Annotated in this window: 21 protein-coding genes and 1 other annotated feature; of the genes, 18 read left to right on the top strand and 3 right to left on the bottom strand. The window is 33.2% G+C overall.

Annotated elements, in window-relative coordinates:
• The first annotated feature begins 30 nt into the window (after positions 1 to 30).
• The 3 genes from J5Y03_RS04450 to J5Y03_RS04440 all read left to right on the top strand — a co-directional run bounded on the left by J5Y03_RS04450 (position 31) and on the right by J5Y03_RS04440 (position 6,451).
• The gene (locus J5Y03_RS04450; RefSeq protein WP_209402933.1) at positions 31 to 2,259 is read left to right on the top strand and encodes an MMPL family transporter; all 2,229 of its coding nucleotides are present in this window, start codon (positions 31 to 33) and stop codon (positions 2,257 to 2,259) included.
• A gap of 112 nt (positions 2,260 to 2,371) precedes the next feature.
• Positions 2,372 to 2,644, top strand: a binding site (T-box leader).
• Between the two features lie 59 nt (positions 2,645 to 2,703).
• Positions 2,704 to 4,341 carry a methionine--tRNA ligase gene (metG, locus tag J5Y03_RS04445; protein ID WP_209402930.1) on the top strand — a complete coding sequence of 546 codons (1,638 nt, stop codon included), beginning with the start codon at positions 2,704 to 2,706 and terminating at the stop codon, positions 4,339 to 4,341.
• Positions 4,342 to 5,086: 745 nt separating this feature from the next.
• A complete protein-coding gene (locus tag J5Y03_RS04440; RefSeq protein WP_209402928.1) occupies positions 5,087 to 6,451 on the top strand; it encodes an arsenic transporter in 1,365 nt (454 codons plus the stop codon).
• Between the two features lie 93 nt (positions 6,452 to 6,544).
• Here J5Y03_RS04440 and J5Y03_RS04435 read toward each other — a convergent pair whose 3' ends face one another.
• A complete protein-coding gene (locus J5Y03_RS04435) occupies positions 6,545 to 6,868 on the bottom strand; it encodes a rhodanese-like domain-containing protein (RefSeq protein WP_209403151.1) in 324 nt (107 codons plus the stop codon).
• Between the two features lie 176 nt (positions 6,869 to 7,044).
• On the opposite strand from J5Y03_RS04435, the gene J5Y03_RS04430 reads away from it, so the two are divergent.
• From J5Y03_RS04430 to mntR, 3 genes are all read left to right on the top strand, one after another.
• The gene (locus J5Y03_RS04430; RefSeq protein WP_209402926.1) at positions 7,045 to 7,878 is read left to right on the top strand and encodes a lipoate--protein ligase family protein; all 834 of its coding nucleotides are present in this window, start codon (positions 7,045 to 7,047) and stop codon (positions 7,876 to 7,878) included.
• Between the two features lie 214 nt (positions 7,879 to 8,092).
• A complete protein-coding gene (locus J5Y03_RS04425; protein WP_209402924.1) occupies positions 8,093 to 8,893 on the top strand; it encodes a YwqG family protein in 801 nt (266 codons plus the stop codon).
• Positions 8,894 to 9,662: 769 nt separating this feature from the next.
• A complete protein-coding gene (mntR, locus tag J5Y03_RS04420) occupies positions 9,663 to 10,091 on the top strand; it encodes a transcriptional regulator MntR (RefSeq protein ID WP_209402922.1) in 429 nt (142 codons plus the stop codon).
• Positions 10,092 to 10,103: 12 nt separating this feature from the next.
• On the opposite strand, the gene J5Y03_RS04415 is transcribed toward mntR, so the two are convergent.
• Both J5Y03_RS04415 and J5Y03_RS04410 read right to left on the bottom strand, forming a co-directional pair.
• Entirely contained in the window at positions 10,104 to 10,505 is a 402-nt protein-coding gene (locus J5Y03_RS04415) for an SA1362 family protein (RefSeq protein WP_209402920.1), read from the bottom strand.
• Between the two features lie 280 nt (positions 10,506 to 10,785).
• A complete protein-coding gene (locus J5Y03_RS04410; RefSeq protein WP_209402918.1) occupies positions 10,786 to 11,754 on the bottom strand; it encodes a DUF1385 domain-containing protein in 969 nt (322 codons plus the stop codon).
• Between the two features lie 210 nt (positions 11,755 to 11,964).
• Between J5Y03_RS04410 and J5Y03_RS04405 the strand changes: the two genes are divergently transcribed.
• The 12 genes from J5Y03_RS04405 (at position 11,965) to spoIIIAF (ending at position 20,299) form a co-directional block, all read left to right on the top strand.
• Positions 11,965 to 12,531: a YqhR family membrane protein gene (locus J5Y03_RS04405; protein ID WP_209402916.1), complete on the top strand. Its 567-nt coding sequence runs from the start codon at positions 11,965 to 11,967 to the stop codon at positions 12,529 to 12,531.
• Between the two features lie 56 nt (positions 12,532 to 12,587).
• The gene (aroQ, locus tag J5Y03_RS04400; RefSeq protein WP_209402914.1) at positions 12,588 to 13,031 is read left to right on the top strand and encodes a type II 3-dehydroquinate dehydratase; all 444 of its coding nucleotides are present in this window, start codon (positions 12,588 to 12,590) and stop codon (positions 13,029 to 13,031) included.
• Position 13,032: 1 nt separating this feature from the next.
• Positions 13,033 to 14,094, top strand: a complete 1,062-nt coding sequence (locus J5Y03_RS04395; protein WP_209402912.1) for a M24 family metallopeptidase — start codon at positions 13,033 to 13,035, stop codon at positions 14,092 to 14,094.
• Positions 14,095 to 14,468: 374 nt separating this feature from the next.
• On the top strand, positions 14,469 to 15,029 hold the full coding sequence (efp, locus tag J5Y03_RS04390) for an elongation factor P (RefSeq protein WP_209402910.1): 561 nt from the start codon (positions 14,469 to 14,471) through the stop codon (positions 15,027 to 15,029).
• Positions 15,030 to 15,251: 222 nt separating this feature from the next.
• Positions 15,252 to 15,737, top strand: coding sequence for a DUF456 domain-containing protein (locus J5Y03_RS04385; RefSeq protein ID WP_209403149.1), 486 nt, complete (start codon positions 15,252 to 15,254; stop codon positions 15,735 to 15,737).
• Positions 15,738 to 16,119: 382 nt separating this feature from the next.
• Entirely contained in the window at positions 16,120 to 16,401 is a 282-nt protein-coding gene (locus tag J5Y03_RS04380; protein ID WP_209402909.1) for a YqhV family protein, read from the top strand.
• A gap of 14 nt (positions 16,402 to 16,415) precedes the next feature.
• Positions 16,416 to 17,342: a stage III sporulation protein AA gene (gene spoIIIAA, locus J5Y03_RS04375; protein ID WP_209402907.1), complete on the top strand. Its 927-nt coding sequence runs from the start codon at positions 16,416 to 16,418 to the stop codon at positions 17,340 to 17,342.
• Positions 17,339 to 17,851 carry a stage III sporulation protein SpoIIIAB gene (gene spoIIIAB / locus J5Y03_RS04370; RefSeq protein ID WP_209402905.1) on the top strand — a complete coding sequence of 171 codons (513 nt, stop codon included), beginning with the start codon at positions 17,339 to 17,341 and terminating at the stop codon, positions 17,849 to 17,851. The genes spoIIIAA and spoIIIAB overlap by 4 nt, the downstream gene beginning before the upstream one ends.
• Before the next feature lie 12 nt (positions 17,852 to 17,863).
• A complete protein-coding gene (gene spoIIIAC, locus J5Y03_RS04365) occupies positions 17,864 to 18,067 on the top strand; it encodes a stage III sporulation protein AC (RefSeq protein ID WP_209402903.1) in 204 nt (67 codons plus the stop codon).
• 27 nt (positions 18,068 to 18,094) lie between these two features.
• Complete coding sequence (gene spoIIIAD, locus J5Y03_RS04360) at positions 18,095 to 18,481, top strand: stage III sporulation protein AD (protein WP_209403147.1); 387 nt, start codon at positions 18,095 to 18,097, stop codon at positions 18,479 to 18,481.
• A gap of 22 nt (positions 18,482 to 18,503) precedes the next feature.
• The gene (spoIIIAE, locus tag J5Y03_RS04355) at positions 18,504 to 19,673 is read left to right on the top strand and encodes a stage III sporulation protein AE (RefSeq protein ID WP_209402901.1); all 1,170 of its coding nucleotides are present in this window, start codon (positions 18,504 to 18,506) and stop codon (positions 19,671 to 19,673) included.
• A gap of 8 nt (positions 19,674 to 19,681) precedes the next feature.
• The gene (gene spoIIIAF / locus J5Y03_RS04350) at positions 19,682 to 20,299 is read left to right on the top strand and encodes a stage III sporulation protein AF (RefSeq protein WP_209402899.1); all 618 of its coding nucleotides are present in this window, start codon (positions 19,682 to 19,684) and stop codon (positions 20,297 to 20,299) included.
• Positions 20,300 to 20,305: the final 6 nt, after the last annotated feature.

Here is a 20,305-nt window from a genome sequence, read left to right as displayed (position 1 = left end):
ATAGTAGGTATTTTTTTAAGGGGTGGATTTATGAGGAGTAATGTAAGTGAAACAAGTTTATGGAAAAAAGTTGGAGGCGGAATATATCAATTTCGTTTTTTGATTATTATGTGTTTAGTGATATGTTCAGTCTTGTTAGCTATTCAAGCGAAAAGTTTACCAAATATTTTAGGTGGGGATGGTTTCCGAACTCCTGGAGAATATGAAAAGGCAAAAGGCATACTAGAAAATGAGTTTAAACAATCACCAAATTCAGTGATTGTCCTTTTAGAAAAAAAAGATGGGGCAACAGATCAACAATTTCAATCAGAAATTAATCGAGTTGCAAGTGAATTAAATAAAGAAAAAAATAAGAAAGTTTTCTTGAGTCCTATTAATGATCCAAGTATGAAAAAAGGAAATATTGCGTACATGTCCTTTTTATACGATGTAAAAAATTATGACAAAATAAATGAACTAAATAATAAATTAGCAAAACGAATAGATACAATGTCTAGTGATACCGTAAAGGTTAGCTCGTCAGGATTTACGATCATTAATGATGTAATTAATAAAACGAGTCAAAATGATTTGAAAAAAGCAGAGATAATTGGTATTCCAATTGCATTTATTGTCCTATTTTTTGCATTTGGAAGTGTTATTGCATCAATCATTCCAATTGTGATAGGTATGTTGAGTATTTTAACAACGTTTGGGATTTTAACTTATATTGGTAAAACGGTTGATTTATCAATTTTTGTATTAAATGTAGCGCCGATGGTTGGCTTAGCACTGTCGATCGATTTTGCTTTATTATTTGTAAGTCGATACAAGGAAGAGTTAACCCACTCTTCTGTAAAAGAAGCGATAGCAACAACCTATGCGACAGCGGGCAGAGCGATTATTTTTTCTGGTCTTTGTGTATTTATTGGTTTATCAGCTCTTTATTTTATCAATATTGATTTATTCAGAAGTGTTGCAATAAGTGGAGCAATTGTTGTACTTGTAAGCTTATTCTTTTCTTTATCTTTACTACCAGCAATTTTATCTGTTATTGGTTTAAATATAAATAAGGGGAGATTTAAAAGATTTGATAAGGATAATGATGAACAGCATGAAAGTGTTTGGAGAAAATTTGCTGGTTTTGTTATGAAGCGCCCAGTAAAAATGATCTGTTTATCATTAATACTTTTATTATTATTTGTAATTCCTTTGAAAAATATAGTATTGAATATCCCAACAACTGATGCATTGCCTAAAAATGCCCAGGCAAGAATTACATATGAAAAATATCAAAATACTTTTATACCAGACATGAAGAATCATGCCAGTGTACTTTTTGTTCTTCAGTCCAATGGAGATATGCTTCAAAAAAACAATTTAACAAATTTAGAACAAATTATTTCGTCGATTAAAAAAGATCCAAAAGTATATAAAGTAAATAGTGTATTTGACACTGTAAATATGAGTGCACCGGAGTTATCAAAAGCTTTGTCTTCACCAATGGCCGGTAAAATTCAACCAGCAGTTGCTCCTCTTGTTCAAAATGATAAAACATTTTTGCAAATTTATTTAAAGTCAAAACCAAAATCGGAACAAGGAAAACAATGGGTTCGAGACTACGATAATAAATACAAAGGACACTTGAATGGATTTAAACTGACAATGGGTGGTCAAGTGAAATTCGAACAAGAGTTATTTGATGAAATTACAAATCATTTAAAATATGGTCTCATTCTCATCGTTTGTAGTACGTTTATCATCTTAATGATCGCTTTTCGTTCACTTTTAATTCCAATTAAAGCAATTTTAATGAACATCTTATCATTAAGTGCGACATTTGGAATTATCACATGGTTATTTCAAGGTGGACATTTTGGGCTACCAAAATCTGATATGATGCTAATCTTACCTGTATTTATTTTTGGTCTCGTCTTTGGATTGAGTATGGACTATGAAGTGTTTTTAATGTCTCGTATGCAGGAACTGTATGAGGAAACAGGTGATAATGAATATTCAACACGGGAAGGTCTTGTATCAACTAGTAGAATCATTACGTCTGCTGCTTCCATAATGATTGTCATAACTGGGGCATTTGCATTTACAGATTTAGTACCAGTTAAACAAATGGGAATTGGTATTGCCGTTGCTATTTTTCTAGACGCGACAATTATTCGCTTAATTCTCGTTCCAAGTCTAATGCAGTTATTTGGAAAATGGAACTGGTGGCTTCCGTTTGTCAAAAGAAAAACGATGGAATCGCAAGAAAAAGTTAGTTAGTTTGTTTACCTAAATTTCGTGAATGAACTAATAATAAAATGACAAAAAGCGTAAAAAAACAGTTTGATTTTTCAATTTATTTTAGATATAATTTCTCTAACATTTTAATTAAATATAGGCATTGAAGAGGAAAAGTAAAATGCTGTTATTTATTACAGAGAGCTTCGGTAGCTGAAAAGAAGCATAAATACTCATTTGAACAATGGCCTCTGAGCTTCGTACTGAACGTATGATTCATACAAGTAGGCTACGACAAGTGTTGACACTTGTTATCAAAGTCACAGTATAAGAGTTTTTTATTGCTCCGTACTTGTTAAGGCAATTGTACGTAAGTGCATTGTGAATTAAGGTGGTACCACGAGAGTTTATATACCTCGTCCTTATCTATTTGAGATAAGGGCGAGGTTTTTTGTTTTATATCAAAAAATCAGGAGGATGAGAAGGATGAGTATTTTTATTGGTGGAGCTTGGCCATATGCAAATGGCTCGTTACATTTAGGGCATATTGCATCTCTTTTACCAGGAGATATTTTAGCTAGATATTACCGCTTAAAAAAGGAAAAAGTTTTATACGTTTCAGGCAGTGATTGCAATGGAACGCCAATTTCAATCAAAGCGAAACAAGAAAATGTTTCAGTAAAAGAAATTGCGGATCGATATCATCAAGAATTCGAAGAAAACTTTAAAAGGTTAGGGTTTTCATTTGATTACTATACTCGAACAGATACACTAGAGCATCACCAAACGGTGCAAGGAATATTTTTAAAATTAATTGAAAATGGACTGATTTATAAAAAAGAAATTGAACAAACATATTGTGATGAGTGTAGCCAATTCTTACCTGATCGATATGTCGAAGGGACTTGTCCGAATTGCGGTCAACATGCACGTGGAGATCAATGTGATAACTGTTCGACTATACTAGATCCTCTTGATTTAATTAATAGAAAATGTAGTTTATGTGGAAACTCTCCTATGATCAGGAGGACAGAACATTTTTATTTTGAATTAAGTAAATTGCAGCCAGAACTTGAAAGATATGTTGAATTCTCTAAAGTAAATGGAAACTGGCGTTCGAACGCGATTCAATTGACAGAAAGATATTTAAGAGAAGGTCTTCATGATCGAGCTGTATCAAGGGATCTACCAAACGGTGTAAGTGTACCTGTTAAAGGATATGAAGAAAAAAAGATATATGTATGGATTGAAGCTGTTTCAGGATATTATTCCGCAAGTAAACAATGGGCGAATGAATCAGATTTTGAAAATGAGATTTTTTGGTTGAAAAATACCAAATCATATTATGTACATGGAAAAGACAATATTCCTTTTCATACAATTATTTGGCCGTCTATTTTGACAGGAATCAGAAATGCTGCACTTCCTACTCACATCGTTTCGAATGAATATTTAACACTTGAGAAAAAGAAGCTTTCGACGAGTAAAAATTGGGCTGTTTGGGTTCCAGATTTCCTAGAAAGATATCACCCAGATTCAATTCGCTATTTCCTAACAATTAATGCGCCAGAAAATCGTGATACTGATTTTTCATGGTGGGAATTTATATACAGTCATAACAGTGAATTATTGGGTGCGTATGGTAATTTTGTCAATCGAACATTAAAGTTTCTCGAAAAATACTATGATGGAAACATTCCAGTGGGGGATGTGAATGCCCCTATTAATAAAATAGTAAATGAGCTTTATGATAAAGTTGGTCAGTTGATTGAACAAACTCAATTTAAAAATGCATTAGAAGAAGTATTCGAATTTATTCGATTAGCCAATAAATATTTTGATAAAGAGCAGCCTTGGAAACAAATCAATGATCATCCGGAAGATTGTAAGAATACAATGGCTAGTTGTCTTTTTGTAATAGCAAATTTATCACAACTATTAGCTCCGTTCCTACCTTTTTCAAGTAGTGAAGTAAGAGCAATGTTAGGTATTACTGAAATGAAATGGGAGGCAATTAATCTTTCATCAATCAAATTTTGTAATGTGAAGCCACTATTTGAGAGAATTGATGTGAAAAAGATAGATGAGGAATTACAAAGATTAAATAATCAAGTGACACATTAATCAATCTAGTATAAAAGTAAGGATGTTTGCTACAATTCTTCAACGAAAAGATAGTAGAATTTAGTGTTCTCTGGGAAATTGTAGTTTAAAAAAGGCTTTTTTCTAAAATTATTGCTTTTGAGATTTTTATTTTTAAAGACAGAAGTTGATTACAATGGAAGGTGCGAGACTCCTGTGGGAATAGCGGGAAGGCTGAGACCCCGCAGGCTTGCCGAGGAGGCTCAGCTCACGCCCCACGGAAAGCGAGCAACCTGGAGTTGTAATCAACTAACGCATTCTTAAATTGAAACAATATATACGAAAACAGCCTTAAAAAATATTATTACTATATTGATAATTTCTTGTTTTGAAAGAATATGGAAAATTATGTGTAAGTGAAAAAGCTCTTAGATAAAAAGAGGATATTTTATCTATAGTTGATTGGATGAACATAACATTTTGTATGATTAAAAAAGGTTAATTTAACAAATTTTATAGACGTCTCCCCAATTTTCCTGATAAAGATAATCTATCATGTAATGATATTAATCTTGTATGGATAAGAAACTATAATGGCGATTTGTCATTAAGTATTAAAAACCTATTCATTAAATTTTTGTTATTTTTAAATAATAAAAAATGGTTACTAGTTTAGGGCAAGAATGAATAAGGACTCATATATTGGTAGTACAAAAGATAGATTTGATATTTAATAGGTAAATTCCTAAAAATATCGATCAAAAATAATAAAAGGATGATATGAGTCATGAATGCACAAATTTTTTTGACAGTTTTAGCATTTCTATTGACAATGATTATGATTTTTTGGCGACCCAGAGGGATGAATGAAGCGATTCCAGCTTCTATCGGCGCAATCATTGTTATACTAAGTGGTAGTGTATCGTTAGCTGATTTAGGAAAAATCGGTACAACCGTTACAGGTGCAGCGATCACCATTATGGCTACAATAGTTATGGCAATTGTTCTTGAAAGCTTTGGATTTTTCAATTGGGTTGCTATTCAGTTGTATAATCGATCAAAAGGATCAGGAATGAGATTGTTTTGGAACACGAATCTACTCTGTTTTTTGATGACATTGTTTTTTAATAACGACGGAAGTATTTTAATAACAACTCCTATCTTAATTCTTCTTTTAAATAAATTAAGACTAAAACCTCATCAAAAAGTTCCCTACCTATTAAGTGGTGCTCTAATCGCTACAGCATCAAGTGCTCCTATTGGTGTAAGTAATATTGTTAACTTGATCGCATTAAAAATTGTTCACATGACACTTTATATGCATACAGCCATGATGTTCGTACCAGGAACAATAGGATTATTATTTATGGCAACTTTACTATTTCTCGTACTTAAAAAAGATATTCCAGAAAAACTTCCGGTTGTTTATATTAAATTAGATGAAAACTATGTGATTACATCTGCTCATCCATTGAAAAGCGAAATGGATAAGGACATTGAAAAAGCACAATCAACATTTATGAAAAAAATATTACTATTTGTTTTTATAGTCCGATGTAGTTTATTTGTCGCATCATATTTTGGAATACCGGTGGAAATTGTAGCTGTTATGGGGTCATTTGTATTGCTTGGTTGGAGATGGTACAAGCTGAAATTAAAACCTTTCGATATTTTAGTGAAAACACCTTGGCACATTTTAATCTTCGCATTTTCAATGTATGTAATTGTTTACGGACTTCATAACCTTGGGTTTACGAAGTATATCATCGATGTTTTAGGTCCTATTGTTTCAAGTAGTATTTTTAATGCTAGCTTAGTGATGGGATTTGTTCTTTCCGTTCTTTCTAACATTTTTAACAATCACCCGGCCTTAATGATTGGAACACTTACATTAACTGAAATGGGACTAGACCCTATAACAGTAAAGACAGTATATTTAGCAAATATTATTGGAAGTGACATTGGTTCATTATTATTACCAATGGGTACTTTGGCTAGCTTAATATGGATGCATATATTAAAAAAATCAAAAATAAAAATGAGCTGGAGTAAATATATGAAAGTAACATTTATTGTTATACCTCCGACGGTTCTATTTACTCTTACAGTTCTATACTTTTGGGTACGATTCGTCTTTGCAAATCACGTATAATCAGTCTTAGTATGTATTTTAAAGTCATTTTGACTTGCAATCTTAAAATGTGGTTCAATAGAAAAAAACTTGAGATTTCTCTCAAGCTTTTTTCTAAAGACCTTTTTTTATTTTACCGTTCCATCCTTTGAATCCACCTTTTAATTGGTAGATTTCATTAACACCTTGTTTTTTCAAAATACGTGCAGCTTGACCTGGGCGAACACCCATTTGATCATAAAGAAAAACTGGTTGATCTTTTCTAACTTCTTTACCACGAAGCTTCATTTGTGCAAAAGGAATGTTACGTGCTCCTAAAATATGTCCAGCTTTAAAGTCGTCTTGGTCACGTATATCAATTAATTGACCTTTTCTAAAGCCAGCTCGGAATTCCTCTTCCGAAAGAGTTTTAATTAAGCGTTTTTGGTAGAAATACATAACAGTTGAGTATACAATGATACCTAGGAGAACTGCTAAGATTGATAAGAAAGTTTGCAAAACATTTCAACACCTTTCAAATAACTTCTTTTTTAATTATAAGTCCTTCGACAAAATGTGCAATAACCATTCTAATAATTTGTGAAAAATATCTTATATTGATAGGGGAAAACAACATGTCAAAACCAAAATGGAATTTTATAAATAGTGGAGTTAAACCAGGAAGCTATAACATGGCTTTAGATGAGTGCATTATTAAATGGCAGAGTGAAGGGGATTTTGCTCCAACATTAAGATTTTACGAGTGGGAACGCCCAACTGTAACTGTTGGCTATTTCCAAAAATCAGCTGAGATTAATTTTGAAGCTGTGAAAAAAAATGACGCAGACTTTGTTAGACGACAAACTGGTGGACGTAGTGTGTTTCATGATGATGAATTAACTTATAGTGTTATTGTTCCTGAAAATTATCCGAATATGCCTGAAACTGTAACTGAAGCATATAGAGTAATTTCAATGGGGATTCTTAAAGGATTTGAACATTTAAATTTACCAGCAGCTTTTTCTATTCCAAAATCAGAAGTGGAAAAAAATGAACTGAAAAAGCCAGGATCTGCAGTATGTTTCGATGCTCCATCATGGTATGAAGTAGTAGTGAATGATAAAAAAATTGCTGGGAGTGCTCAAACTCGTCAAAAAGGATCTATTTTACAGCATGGATCAATTCCGCTAAATATTGATGCAGACTTATTATATGATTTATTTGTATTTTCATCAGAAGAAGTTAAAGAAAAAATGAAAAAGCGCTTTTTGAAACGTGCTACTTGGATTAATGCTGAGAGTGAAAAACCATTCCAAATGGAAGATTTATACATCGCGTTTGAAAAAGGATTTGAAGAAGGTTTAGAAGTTGAGCTTGTTCCATATGAATTAACAAAAGAGCAGGAAGAGGAAGTTCTACAATTAGCAGCTGAGAAATATTCAAGTGATAGCTGGAACTTAAGAAAATAAAGTTATAAGTTGTTTCATTTACATTTCATGAAACTTTCACCAAATTGAGAAATACTGTATTTTACTTAGTTTTGTGTTGAGAAAATGATTAGTTAATATATTTTTTTTAAGAAAAGTAGACTCATCTACTTTTCTTTTTTTGAGAAGCTTATGCCTTTTGCCTGTGCTAAACTAAAATATGTAGGATATTACTTGCACAATAGGAGGCGAAAAAATGAAAATAACTATACCGAACCAATTGCAACATGCGAAAGAAATCATTGAAAAAAGTGTCCGTCCCTTGATTCGTGTAACAGCTAAAAAAAGTAAAACAGCTCTTTTTCAAAGTAAATTCGGAGGGGATCCTTATTTACCAATTGGATTCGACCATCCATGTGATGCCGAAAATATACCGATGATGCTGCTTGCTCAACTTAATTTTGAAGAATTTCCTGCATTAGAACATTTTCCAGCAAAAGGAATTCTTCAGTTTTACATAAGTCAGAAAGATGATGTATATGGATTAGATTTCGATGATCCAACTTCACAAAAAAACTTTCGAGTAATATATCATTCAGATATTACAAATGATTTAAATTTATTGAGAACTGATTTTTCGTATATGGAAATAGGTGAGGACTACTTACCGTTTGAAGGGGAATATGCTCTTGAGTTCCAGCTCGATTCTGAATACATTTCAATGACAGATTATCGTTTTGAAATGTTAACAGATGGAGTGATCGACCTTGACGAAGAAGTAGAAGTAAATGGTGAAATTACAGACATGTGGGAGCTTTGTAGTGATATTTTTGATGGTAGTGGTCACAAAATTGGTGGCTATCCATATTTCACTCAAACAGATCCGCGTGAATACCAAGATGACACTACTCATGAAATACTTCTTCTTCAAATTGATACGGATGATGAGAATGACATCATGTGGGGAGATTGTGGTGTAGCAAACTTTTTCATCTCAAAAGAAGACTTGGAAAAACTAGATTTTTCTCATGTACTATATAATTGGGATTGTAGTTAAAAAACTATGAGACTAATTTAACTTCTTTTTCAAAATTTAATTTAAAAAAGGTAATTCACTAGTTTATTTCTAATGAATTACCTTTTTTATGTCACTAACTAATTGAGGTAAAGGGCGCATTTAGTTTGTTAATTGCTCCAATGTCTGTCAAAGGTAAGCAAGCCGCTTCCGCTTTTCGTCTGTCTAGTTCCTGAGCCTATCTCCTCGGCCGTTTCACAATAAGTAAGTGAAGGGAAAAATCACCCTTCTCTTACTTATTGCTCCAACGTCTGTCGGAGATAATCAAGGCTCCTACGCTTTTCTATCTGTCTAGCTACAGCGGCTACCTTCTCGGCCATTTCACAAATAGCAAGTGAAGGGAAAAACCACCCTTCTCTTGCTATTTGCTCCAATGTCTGTCGAAGGTAAACAAGCCACCTCCGCTTTTCTTGTGTCTAGTTCCAGCAACCATCTCCTCGGCCGTTTCATAATAACCAATTGAAGTGAAAAGCGCACTTCATTTGGTTATTACTCCAACGTCTTTCGGAGATAAGCGGGTTGCTTCCACTTTTCGTCTGTCTAGCTCCTGAGCCTATCTCCTCGGCCGTTTCACAATAAGTAAGTGAAGGGGAAAAGCACCCTTCTCTTACTTATTGCTCCAACGTCTGTCGGAGATAATCAAGGCTCCTCCGCTTTTCTACCTTGTAATGCTTCTGTTTGTGGTGTAAAATTTTAATGATACATATTGTAACGGACTGTTATGTGTGAATAACTTTGTTGGGGGAAGACGATGCCTACACCAAGTATGGAAGATTATATTGAACAAATTTATTTATTAATAAAAGACAAGGGTTATGCACGTGTGTCGGATATAGCTGAAGCATTGTCTGTACATCCATCTTCGGTTACTAAAATGGTGCAAAAACTTGATAAAGATGATTATTTAATTTATGAGAAATATCGTGGGCTTATTTTAACTCAAAAAGGTAAAAAAACAGGGAAAAGATTAGTTGAACGTCACTTTTTACTTGAGCAATTTTTACGTATTATTGGCGTTGATGAATCAAAGATTTATGAAGATGTTGAAGGTATGGAGCATCATTTAAGCTGGGAATCAATTGATCGAATTGGAGACCTTGTACAATTTTTTGAGGAAGATAAATTACGTGTTGATCAGTTAAGAATCATACAAAAAACAAATGAAGAAAATGAGAACTAAAAAACCGAGCTCCTATAATGAAGCTCGGTTTTTCTTTTTCCCTTTTTCCCCTTCAATAACAGTTAAATGACTTGTGTCTTTACTTTTTTTCTTTAAGAGTGGGGTAGATACTGGTTTTTTACTCATTGATTTTGCTTTACTATTTTTAATTAATGGTTTTTTTAAGCTATTAGATTTAGTAGTATATTTCTTTACAGTTTTTTTTGCTGCCCGTCTATAAGCATCATGATCTGAACGAGTAGTAGTAGATGTCGTAAACATCCTATAGAACAAATAAAGAACCAGTAGCACAAGGCCAAAAAGTAATCCACGCTGTAAAAATTTCATTGGATTTTCAATTAAACTAGAAAACAAACCGAATAGTGCTAATGCAATGATTATATAAGAAATTGATGAAAACATTCGTCTATTCACACAAGCACCCCCAAACTCTCCATTATTAATTAGAAAATATCAATTTTTAAAATTTATGATTAGTCCAAAAGCAATGACTGTTAAACTGAAAGTGAATTTTATAAAGTGAAACTTCCGTCAGTGGGGGGGTTCATCCCCCACTGATGGTTAGCCCGCCCAATCGGGCTTTTATGGGCAGTTATCCCCCACCTATCATGTTCGTCTCTCTCTCAATCTTGGGGTGGGGGTTATACTGCCCGTTAATACGGGATAAAAGGTTTTTCTTTTATTTTATTACAAATTAAGACTGAAGTTGATTATTTTTTAAAAATTCTAAAATTTTCTCATCATGATTTTTTTCTAGTGATAAAAGGTAATTAAAAGAAGCGATTGATACTTCAACTTGATCGTTACTTGGCTCTTTTGTTGTTAATAGTTGTAACCAAAGACCAAGGTAACCTAACCATTTTAATACCGGTATGTTTCGTAATAAGTTAGTAAACTGTAATACTTCAAACGCAATTCCTAAGACAACAGGGATCAGCAATAATCTGTCAATTATTCTTAGCCAAAGTGGATTAGTTGGAACTAGGAAGTAAATAAACATTCCTACAACAACTGTAAATAATATAAAGCTACTACCACAGCGATAATGTAGTCTTGATTGTGATTGAACATTTTCCACTGTTAATGGGAGATTATTTTCAAATGCATTGATTACTTTATGTTCTGCACCATGGTATTGAAAAACGCGTTTAATAAAAGGTGTTAATGACACTAAGTAAATATAAGTTAATAGCAAAAGTAATTTAATAAGACTTTCAACAATGACTTGCTCGAAATCGGTTGAAAAAAATGATTTAAGTGTAGTAGCTAGTAAAACAGGTACTAAAGTGAATATTACTTTTCCGATGAGAAAAGATAATACAGCTAGTACTGAGATTCCTAGATATGTTGCTATTGTATTTTTTTGATTAGCTTTTTCAATCGCTATTTTTTCATCATCCTCAGGAGAAACTTCATATCTTTCCGATGAGAAATTTAAATGCTTTGATCCGTTTATACTTGCCTGAATGATGGCAACTATTCCACGGACAAATGGGATTTTTTTCAGTTTTTGTAAAGTAGCATTTGTTTGCAAAGGTTCTTTATAATATTCTATTTCTCCATTATTTCTTCGAATTGCTGATACTGCATGTTTTCTTCCGCCAAACATAACTCCTTCAACAATTGCTTGGCCACCATATACGGCTTTCTTCTTTTCTCTCATGTTGCCACCAACCTATTATCGATTTAAACTAGATAAGTTTTTCTTTTTATTGTAAATGTTATTTCAATAGTGGTGCAAGTATAAGCTGAGAGAATTATGAAAAATATTTTTTATTTTTTCCGATTTTTCACATTTTAAACATTATTTATTTGTTTTTTTTATTTTGGACATACTATTTTATGGAAATTGCTATAGAAAAGGGTGAGAGTAATGAAAAAACAATTGAATCAAAATCAGACAGAAGTGACAGAACAATTAACTAATCTAGAGCAAAATGGCAATCAAGGACAGAATAAAAGTGGCTCTCCAAAACATGAGCCGTTTGATTTGAAGAAAATAGCATTTATTGGTTTTTTCGGAGGGGTATTTTGGAATGTTTTTGTTTACATAGCATCTATTTTCGATTTTATGCAAATTAGTCCTAATTTTATTTTAGGAAAAGTTTCTCTTGGAAACTGGATTAACGGTGTTTGGGGACAACTTTTATGCATTGTACTATTTGGAATTGTCTCTATTTTATTTGCGATTATTTATTATTTTATTGGACGAAAATGGATGGGAGTGTGGCCAGGAATCTTTTACGGTTTTTTTATATGGTTATTGCTTTTTGTTCTGTTAGGCCAGGTCTTATTTGATTTAAAACCAATTAAAGATTATTCTTCTGATACAATTGTAACAAGCATATGTTTTTATGTTTTATATGGTACCTTTATTACATATTCCGTTTCTTTTAATTTTCATGAAGAAGCGTCCTATTTGCGTGGCTATTCAAAATAGAAGGTCATATGGTAAAATAAAGTGGTAATTGCATTAGGTAAGGTGGGGAAAAAGAAGTGGGAAAATTCTTGTTACTAAATGGACCTAACTTGAATATGCTTGGGAAACGAGAAGTTTCTATTTACGGCTCTACTACTTTGAAAGACATAGAGGAACAAGTGCAAAAGGTAGCAATAGAAAATGACTCATCAGTTGATTGTTTTCAATCGAATCATGAGGGCGAGCTAATTGACCGAATTCATGAAGCTAATGGTTTATATAATGGGATCATCTTTAATCCAGGTGCGTTTACCCATTATAGTTATGCTATTAGAGATGCGCTTGCTAGTATCTCAGTACCTACTATAGAAGTACATATTTCAAATGTTCATAAGCGAGAAGAATTCAGGCATCAATCAGTTATATCACCAGTCACTGAAGGTCAAATTGTTGGGTTAGGCATTTATGGCTATGAACTTGCATTATTAGCCTTAATGCAAAAAACGAGGGGAGAGAAATAGTATGGTTAAAATTGCAAAACTAAGAGAAGAATTAGCAAAAAAAGGTTTGGATAGTCTGTTAATTACAAGTACATATAATCGTCGTTTTATCTCTAATTTTACAGGTTCTTCAGGTGTCGCTTTAATTACAATGGAAAAAGCGCTATTTATAACAGATTTTAGATACATTGAACAAGCTAATAATGAATGTAAAGGCTTTGAAATCGTTAAGCATGAAGGCTCTATTCCAAATGAAGTTGCAAGACAAGCTGAAGCATTAGGTTTAGCAAAGCTAGGCTTTGAACAAGACCATTTAACTTTCTCAGAATATGCTACTTATCGTTCGGTTGTAAAATCAGAATTTTCACCAGTTTCAGGAATTTTAGAAGAACTACGTTTAATAAAAACAGAAGATGAAATAAAAATTATTAAAGAAGCGGCTAACATTGCAGAAGCGGCTTTTGCACATATTTTAGATTTTATCCGTCCAGGGAAATCTGAACTTGAAGTTTCGAATGAATTAGAATTTTTTATGCGTAAACAAGGAGCAACATCTTCGTCTTTCGATATAATTGTTGCATCTGGTGTACGTTCAGCACTTCCTCATGGTAGAGCATCTGAGAAAGTAATTGAAAAAGGTGATTTTGTAACGTTAGATTTCGGAGCATACTATAAAGGATATGTTTCTGATATGACACGTACAGTGTCAGTTGGAGAACCACATCCAGAATTGAAAAATATTTACGAAATCGTATTAGAAGCGCAAATGCAAGGTGTTCGTGGTATTAAAGCAGGAATTACTGGTAAGGAAGCAGATGCTTTAACACGTGATTATATTACAGAAAAAGGTTTTGGGGAATATTACGGGCATGGAACAGGTCATGGTATTGGCTTAGAAGTTCACGAAGGACCAGGTCTAAATTTCCGCTCTGATATAATTCTACAACCAAATATGATTGTTACTTGCGAACCAGGTATTTATATTCCAGGTTTAGGTGGAGTAAGAATTGAAGACGATTTAATTGTTAAAGATGGTGGCAACGAAAACTTAATGAGTTCTACAAAAGAGTTGATAATTCTTTAATTGATTAGACTCTTTTCCAAGGCTCTTTTCTAAAAAATTGTTGCTTTTGAGATTTTTAATTTTAAAGAAAGAGTTGATTCGGGCGGAAGTGCGAGACTCCTGTGGGAACAGCGGGAAGGCTGAGACCCCGCAGGCTTGCCGAGGAGGCTAGATCACGCCACGCGGAAAGGGAGCAACCTGGAGTTGTAATCAACTAACGTATTCTAAAAAAGCAACAATTATACGAAAATAGCCATTGATTATAAATCCTACTACCCAAACATTGCATTTTATTTTATTATATAGAAATGGTATTGAATTTTTGTAAGGTGAATTAAGAACCATTAACTTATAAAGGTTTGAAGACACACCTGAATTTTTAGGAGGATTTTTAAATGATTTCAGTAAATGATTTTCGTACAGGCGTAACAATTGAAACTGATGGAGGAATTTGGCAAGTAATCGATTTCCAACATGTTAAGCCTGGTAAAGGTGCAGCATTCGTTCGTTCTAAATTACGTAATTTACGTACAGGTGCGGTTCAAGAAAAAACTTTCCGTGCTGGTGAAAAAGTAGCGAAAGCTCACATTCAAAATCGTAAAATGCAATACTTATATGCAAGTGGTGATCAACACGTGTTCATGGATAATGAATCATATGAGCAAATTGAACTTCCAGAAGTAAGTATTGAACGCGAACTTAAATTCTTAAAAGAAAACATGGAAGTATATATTATGTCATTTGATACAGAAGTATTAGGTGTTGAACTTCCAAATACTGTAGAATTAAAAGTAGTTGAAACTGAACCTGGTATTAAAGGTGATACTGCTTCTAACGTTACAAAACCTGCTACATTAGAAACTGGTTTAGTTGTTCAAGTTCCTATCTTCATTAACGAAGGTGAAGTATTAATTATTAATACTACTGAATCTTCTTACGTTTCACGTGCAAAATAATTATGAAAATGGACGCTGCTACTATTAGTGGCGTCTTTTTTTTATCTCTTGTTTTTTTACAACATCTGCAGATACTAATTAAGTTACCTCACAATAGTTAGCCTAAAATAATATTAATAAGTTAAAGCTATTTTCTAAAAGATTGTTGTTTTTGAAAAGGTGATTTGTTGAAAACCAATTAAACACCATAATCATTTTATTGAAAGGAGTACATAAATGTTAATAAGCGTAATTTGCTGGATTCTTCTCCTTACATGTTTTGTTTTTTCTTTTATCGCATTAATAAAACCAATCATTCCAGGTGTGCCTGTTTTATGGATCGGCTTCCTAATCTACTACTTTGGAATTAATAAAAATCCGTTAAGTATTTCATTTTGGTTGATTATGGCGATTTTTACGATTTTTATTTTTGCAGCAGACTTTTTTGCGAATTATTATTTTCTAAAAAAATATGGTAGTTCAAAGACAGGTGAACGGGTAGGGTGTCTATCTGTTATTATAGGCTCTTTTATTTTTCCTCCGTTTGGTTTAATAATTGTCCCATTTATCTCCGTTTATTTAACAGAAAAAGTTCAAGGAAAATCCAATATAGATGCTCTAAAAGCTGCTTGGGCTACTGTATTATCATTCTTGAGCAGCTCTGTTGCAAAAGCTGTGCTCCAATTAATCATGGTGTTAATTTTCTTTGGATATGTTCTGTTTAAATAATGGTTTTTTTTCTAAAAGATCTTTGCTTTTAGGTTTCTAATATAGTAAGACAGAAGTTGATTGGAACGGAAGGATGAAGGGCTTCTGTGGGAAATGCGGGAAGGGTGAGACCCCGCAGGAGCGTATGCGACGAGGAGGCTCAGCTCACGCCCCTAGGAAAGCGAGTATCCTGGAGTGGAAATCAACCTACACATACTGAAATAGCAACATTGTTTAAGAAAACAGCCTATATAATAATTCATTAAAAAGCTAGTTTTGTGTGATCTTACACAAAACTAGCTTTTTTGTTTTCGCTGAAAAAGAAATAAACTACTAAATTTCTCTTCTGAAAACAACAATTTTAGCATAGGTTGTACAAAGACTACGTAAAGGTGTGTAAACAATGAAAGATTGGATTCAATCAATGGACAAAATGGTATTAAGTATGGGGCTTCTTCGAGTCTTTGGGGGAAGTGCGGAGTTATTAGCAGCTTTTACAATTTTATATTTGAATGACATCAAAAAAGCAGTAGCAGTAAATAGTATTTTAGCTACAATTGGTCCAATTATTCTAATTTCTACAATGACAATTGGTGTTGTAGGAGTGGCGAGTCAATTAGAGCCGATGCGATTTGTACTAGTTTTATGTGGCGTATTTTTAATTTTACTAGCTGTTTTTAAGTAAGGGAGAGGTTGTAGATGAAAGAAGTACTACATACTTTTTCAAAAGAATTATGTGGTTGTTTAGAAAGATTCTTCATAAATCTTGAACAAATAGAAGAAATAAGAATAAGAATCGATCGCCCAGTAGAGGTCATTCGAGGGGGACAATCAAGTTTTATCCCTTACATCGTTAGTGAGGAAGAAGGGCAACAAATATTAAGTAAACTTAGCCAGTATTCCATCTATACCATTGAAGAAGAGTTGAAAAAAGGATACATCACAATAAAAGGTGGTCACCGTGTTGGACTTGCGGGAAGAGTAGTAACTGAAGGTGGACATGTCAAAATGATACGTGATGTTGCTTCATATAATTTTCGAATCGCTAGAGAGAAAATAGGCATATCTGAAAAATATTCTTCGTATCTATATGATGGGACATGGAAAAATACAATGATAATAGGTGCTCCTCAAGCTGGTAAAACAACTTTATTGAGAGATTTTGCTCGTTTGATGAGTATGGGGAATCAAAACTTAAATATATATCCCTTAAAAGTGGGAATTGTAGATGAACGCTCTGAAATTGCTGGCTGCGTGAAAGGCGTTCCTCAATACACATTTGGAGAACGAATAGATGTGTTAGATGCCTGTCCGAAAGCTGAAGGTATGATGATGCTAGTTCGTTCGATGAGCCCATCTGTGATTTTAGTAGACGAAATTGGTAAAAAGGAAGATGTAGAAGCAGTAATGGAAGCTATTTTTGCAGGTGTTCAATTAATTGTTACCGTACATGGTTATTCTCTTGAAGAAGTAAAGCGAAGACCATCACTTCAGCCACTATTTTTACAGGGAGCATTTCAGCGTTTTATTGAAATGAGCAACGCTCCACTTCCTGGAACTGTTGTGAATGTTAAAGACTTTAAGGGAGATAGCTTGCTTTTCAAAAGGACGGTGAACCATAAATGAAGTGGATTGGAGCGGTTTTTATACTGTTTGCAACTTCATGGTTTGGTTTTTATTTTGCAAAACAATTAACTGATCGAACAAAGCAAATCCGCGCATGGAAACTGACACTTCAATCACTTGAAGCTGAAATAATGTATAGTCAATTACCATTACAAGATGCATGTAGGCGAATTGCTGACCAGATGAATGGAAGATTAAGAGAGTTTTTACTTCATTTTTCAGATGTTTTAGCAAATGGTGCGGAGTCTACTAAATTGGCATGGATGGAATGTCTTGAACACTATAAAAAAAATGTCTCATTAAAACAAAAAGATCTCGAGATTTTAATGCAGTTTGGTGAAACTCTTGGGATGCATGATAAACACTCACAACAAAAACAAATTGTACTAGCTTTACGGCATTTAGAGCGGGAAGAACAAGAAGCGCTTGAAAACCATCAAAAATATGACAGGATGGCAAAAACATTAGGCGTGTTAACAGGGCTACTACTGATTATTTTACTTATTTAGGGGGAATCATTTATGATTTTAAACTATTCTTTAATTTTTCAAATTGCAGGAATTGGCGTTTTAGCTGCGATCATAAGTACCGTTTTAAAAAAGGCTGGTCAAGATGATTTTGCTACTTGGACAATATTAGCAGCATTCATTGTTGTTTTAGTACAAGTGATTTTAAAAGTAGGTGAATTATTTGATAAGGTCAAGGATGTCTTCCTGTTTCACTAATGGAAAGGTGTGGTTCCCATCGAAATAATCAAAATTGTAGGATTAGGACTATGTGCTACATTTTTAGTTCTACTATTAAATGAATACAAAATAAGTAAATTTAATTTAGCTGTAACCATTTTTGTCAGTTGTGTCCTGTTTCTTATTTTGCTAGATAAAGTTCAATACTTACTCGACGAAATTCAAAAATTAGCACTCCACGCAAATGTGAAAAATGTGTATGTTGAAACGCTGTTGAAAATTATTGGAATAGCTTATATTGCTGAATTTGGGGCGCAAATTACGAAAGATGCTGGCCAAGGATCCATTGCTTCCAAAATAGAACTTGGAGGAAAAGTATTGATTCTTGTCTTAGCTGTACCAATTTTAACTGCTTTGATTGAAACGATATTAAGCTTTTTGCCAAGTGTTTAATAAAGAGAGAGGGGACTCATTAATGAGGCGAAAAAGTATTTACATGATCCTATTTGCTATTCTCCTTTTTTTTATTCCAAAAACGGTACAAGCCTCATCTCCTTCATCTGAAATTGTAAATCAACAAATACAAAAATTAGGAATCGATGAAGTACAGAAGTATTGGGATGATGTTGTCACAAAATACGGTGGTTTTTTACCTGAAAGTCAAAAAGGAAATTTTGTTGATTTTATTAAGGGAGACAAGCAATTTTCAATTCAGGAATGGTTTATTGCTTTTTTTAAGTATTTATTTTACGAACTAGTTAGTAATGGGAAAATACTAGGTACTCTTATTATGCTTGTTATTTTTAGTTCTCTATTAAAATCATTACAAAACGCATTTGAAAAAAGCAATGTAAGTAAAATAGCTGATAGTGTAGTTTTTCTTGTGCTAGTTGTTTTTGCATTAAATAGTTTTTATGTAGCGTCGAGTGCAACGCAAGAAGCGATTTCACTCATGATTAACTTTTTGTATGCGTTGGTGCCAATTCTACTAGCATTAATAGCAACTTCTGGAGGCGTCATTTCTGTTTCGTTTTTTCATCCAATTCTTATTTTTCTAATGCAAACGAGCAGTTTACTCGTAACCTATTTTATTCTTCCTTTGATCCTCGTTTCAACGATTCTAAGCATTGTAAGCATCATAAATGAAGAACTACAAGTTACTAAATTAGCTAATCTTATACGAAATACTGCTGTCGGAGTTCTAGGGATATTTCTAACCGTTTTTCTCGGAGTACTGTCAGTTCAAGGAATGACCACCGCTGTAACGGATGGAGTTGCTGTAAAAACTGCAAAATTTGTATCAAGCAATTTTATTCCGGTAGTAGGTAAGGTATTTGCTGACGTAACTGACACTGTAATTAGTGCTTCATTGTTATTAAAAAATACTGTAGGAATAGTAGGGCTAGTAGTATTACTTGGAATCATTGTTTTCCCAGCTATCAAAATTTTAACTGTTGCGTTAATCTTTAAGTTTTCTGCAGCTGTACTTCAACCTGTTGGTAGTAAACAAATTATTAGTACGATTGATGTGATCGGAAAAAGTGTCATCTACTTATTTGTCTGTTTATCCATCGTCTCTCTTATGTTCTTTTTAAGTATGACATTAATTATTGCGGCTGGAAATATAGTCGTAATGTTTAGGTAGGTGATGAGATGCAATTTTTTGTTCAATGGATTTCGAATATTATTGTCTTTATTTTAGTTGCTTCATTAGTCATGATGCTTATTCCGAACTCGAGTCTGGCAAAATATGTAAAATTCGTTGCTAGTTTACTGTTAATTGTAATGATGCTACAACCAATTTTTCAAATTTTTAAAGTGAATATAAAAGATGTACTAGGAACCTATCAATCTAAAACGTTGCAAGCTGACGGTTCAATAAAAAATGAAATAAATAATAAGAAAAAAGATATAGAAGCAACAGAACGTGCATATATTTTAAATCAGATGGCTGTCCAAATGAAAAAAAGTGTAGAAAAGAGTTTTTCAAAAGAATTTAAACAACAAATCGATACAGTTTCACTAGAAGTTGATGAGAAAAAGTCATCAATAAATAGTCCTTCTGATGTTTCGAAAGTCATCGTAACGATCGGGAAAAATCAATCTCAGTCAAATGATGTACAACCTGTTCAAGAAGTGAGTATTAATTCTAGTGAACCAACTGAAATGGACAGCAACAAACAGCTAAAAAATGATATCAGGCAGTTTTTAGCAATTAAATGGCAACTAGATGAAAAGCAAATAGACATTCAATTGGAAGGAGGGGAGTGAAAAATT

This window comes from Gottfriedia endophytica, from assembly GCF_017814275.1.
GTDB lineage: Bacteria > Bacillota > Bacilli > Bacillales > Bacillaceae_G > Gottfriedia > Gottfriedia endophytica.
Note: the sequence above shows the minus strand (reverse complement) of the source record. Positions and strands in the feature narration are given on the sequence as shown.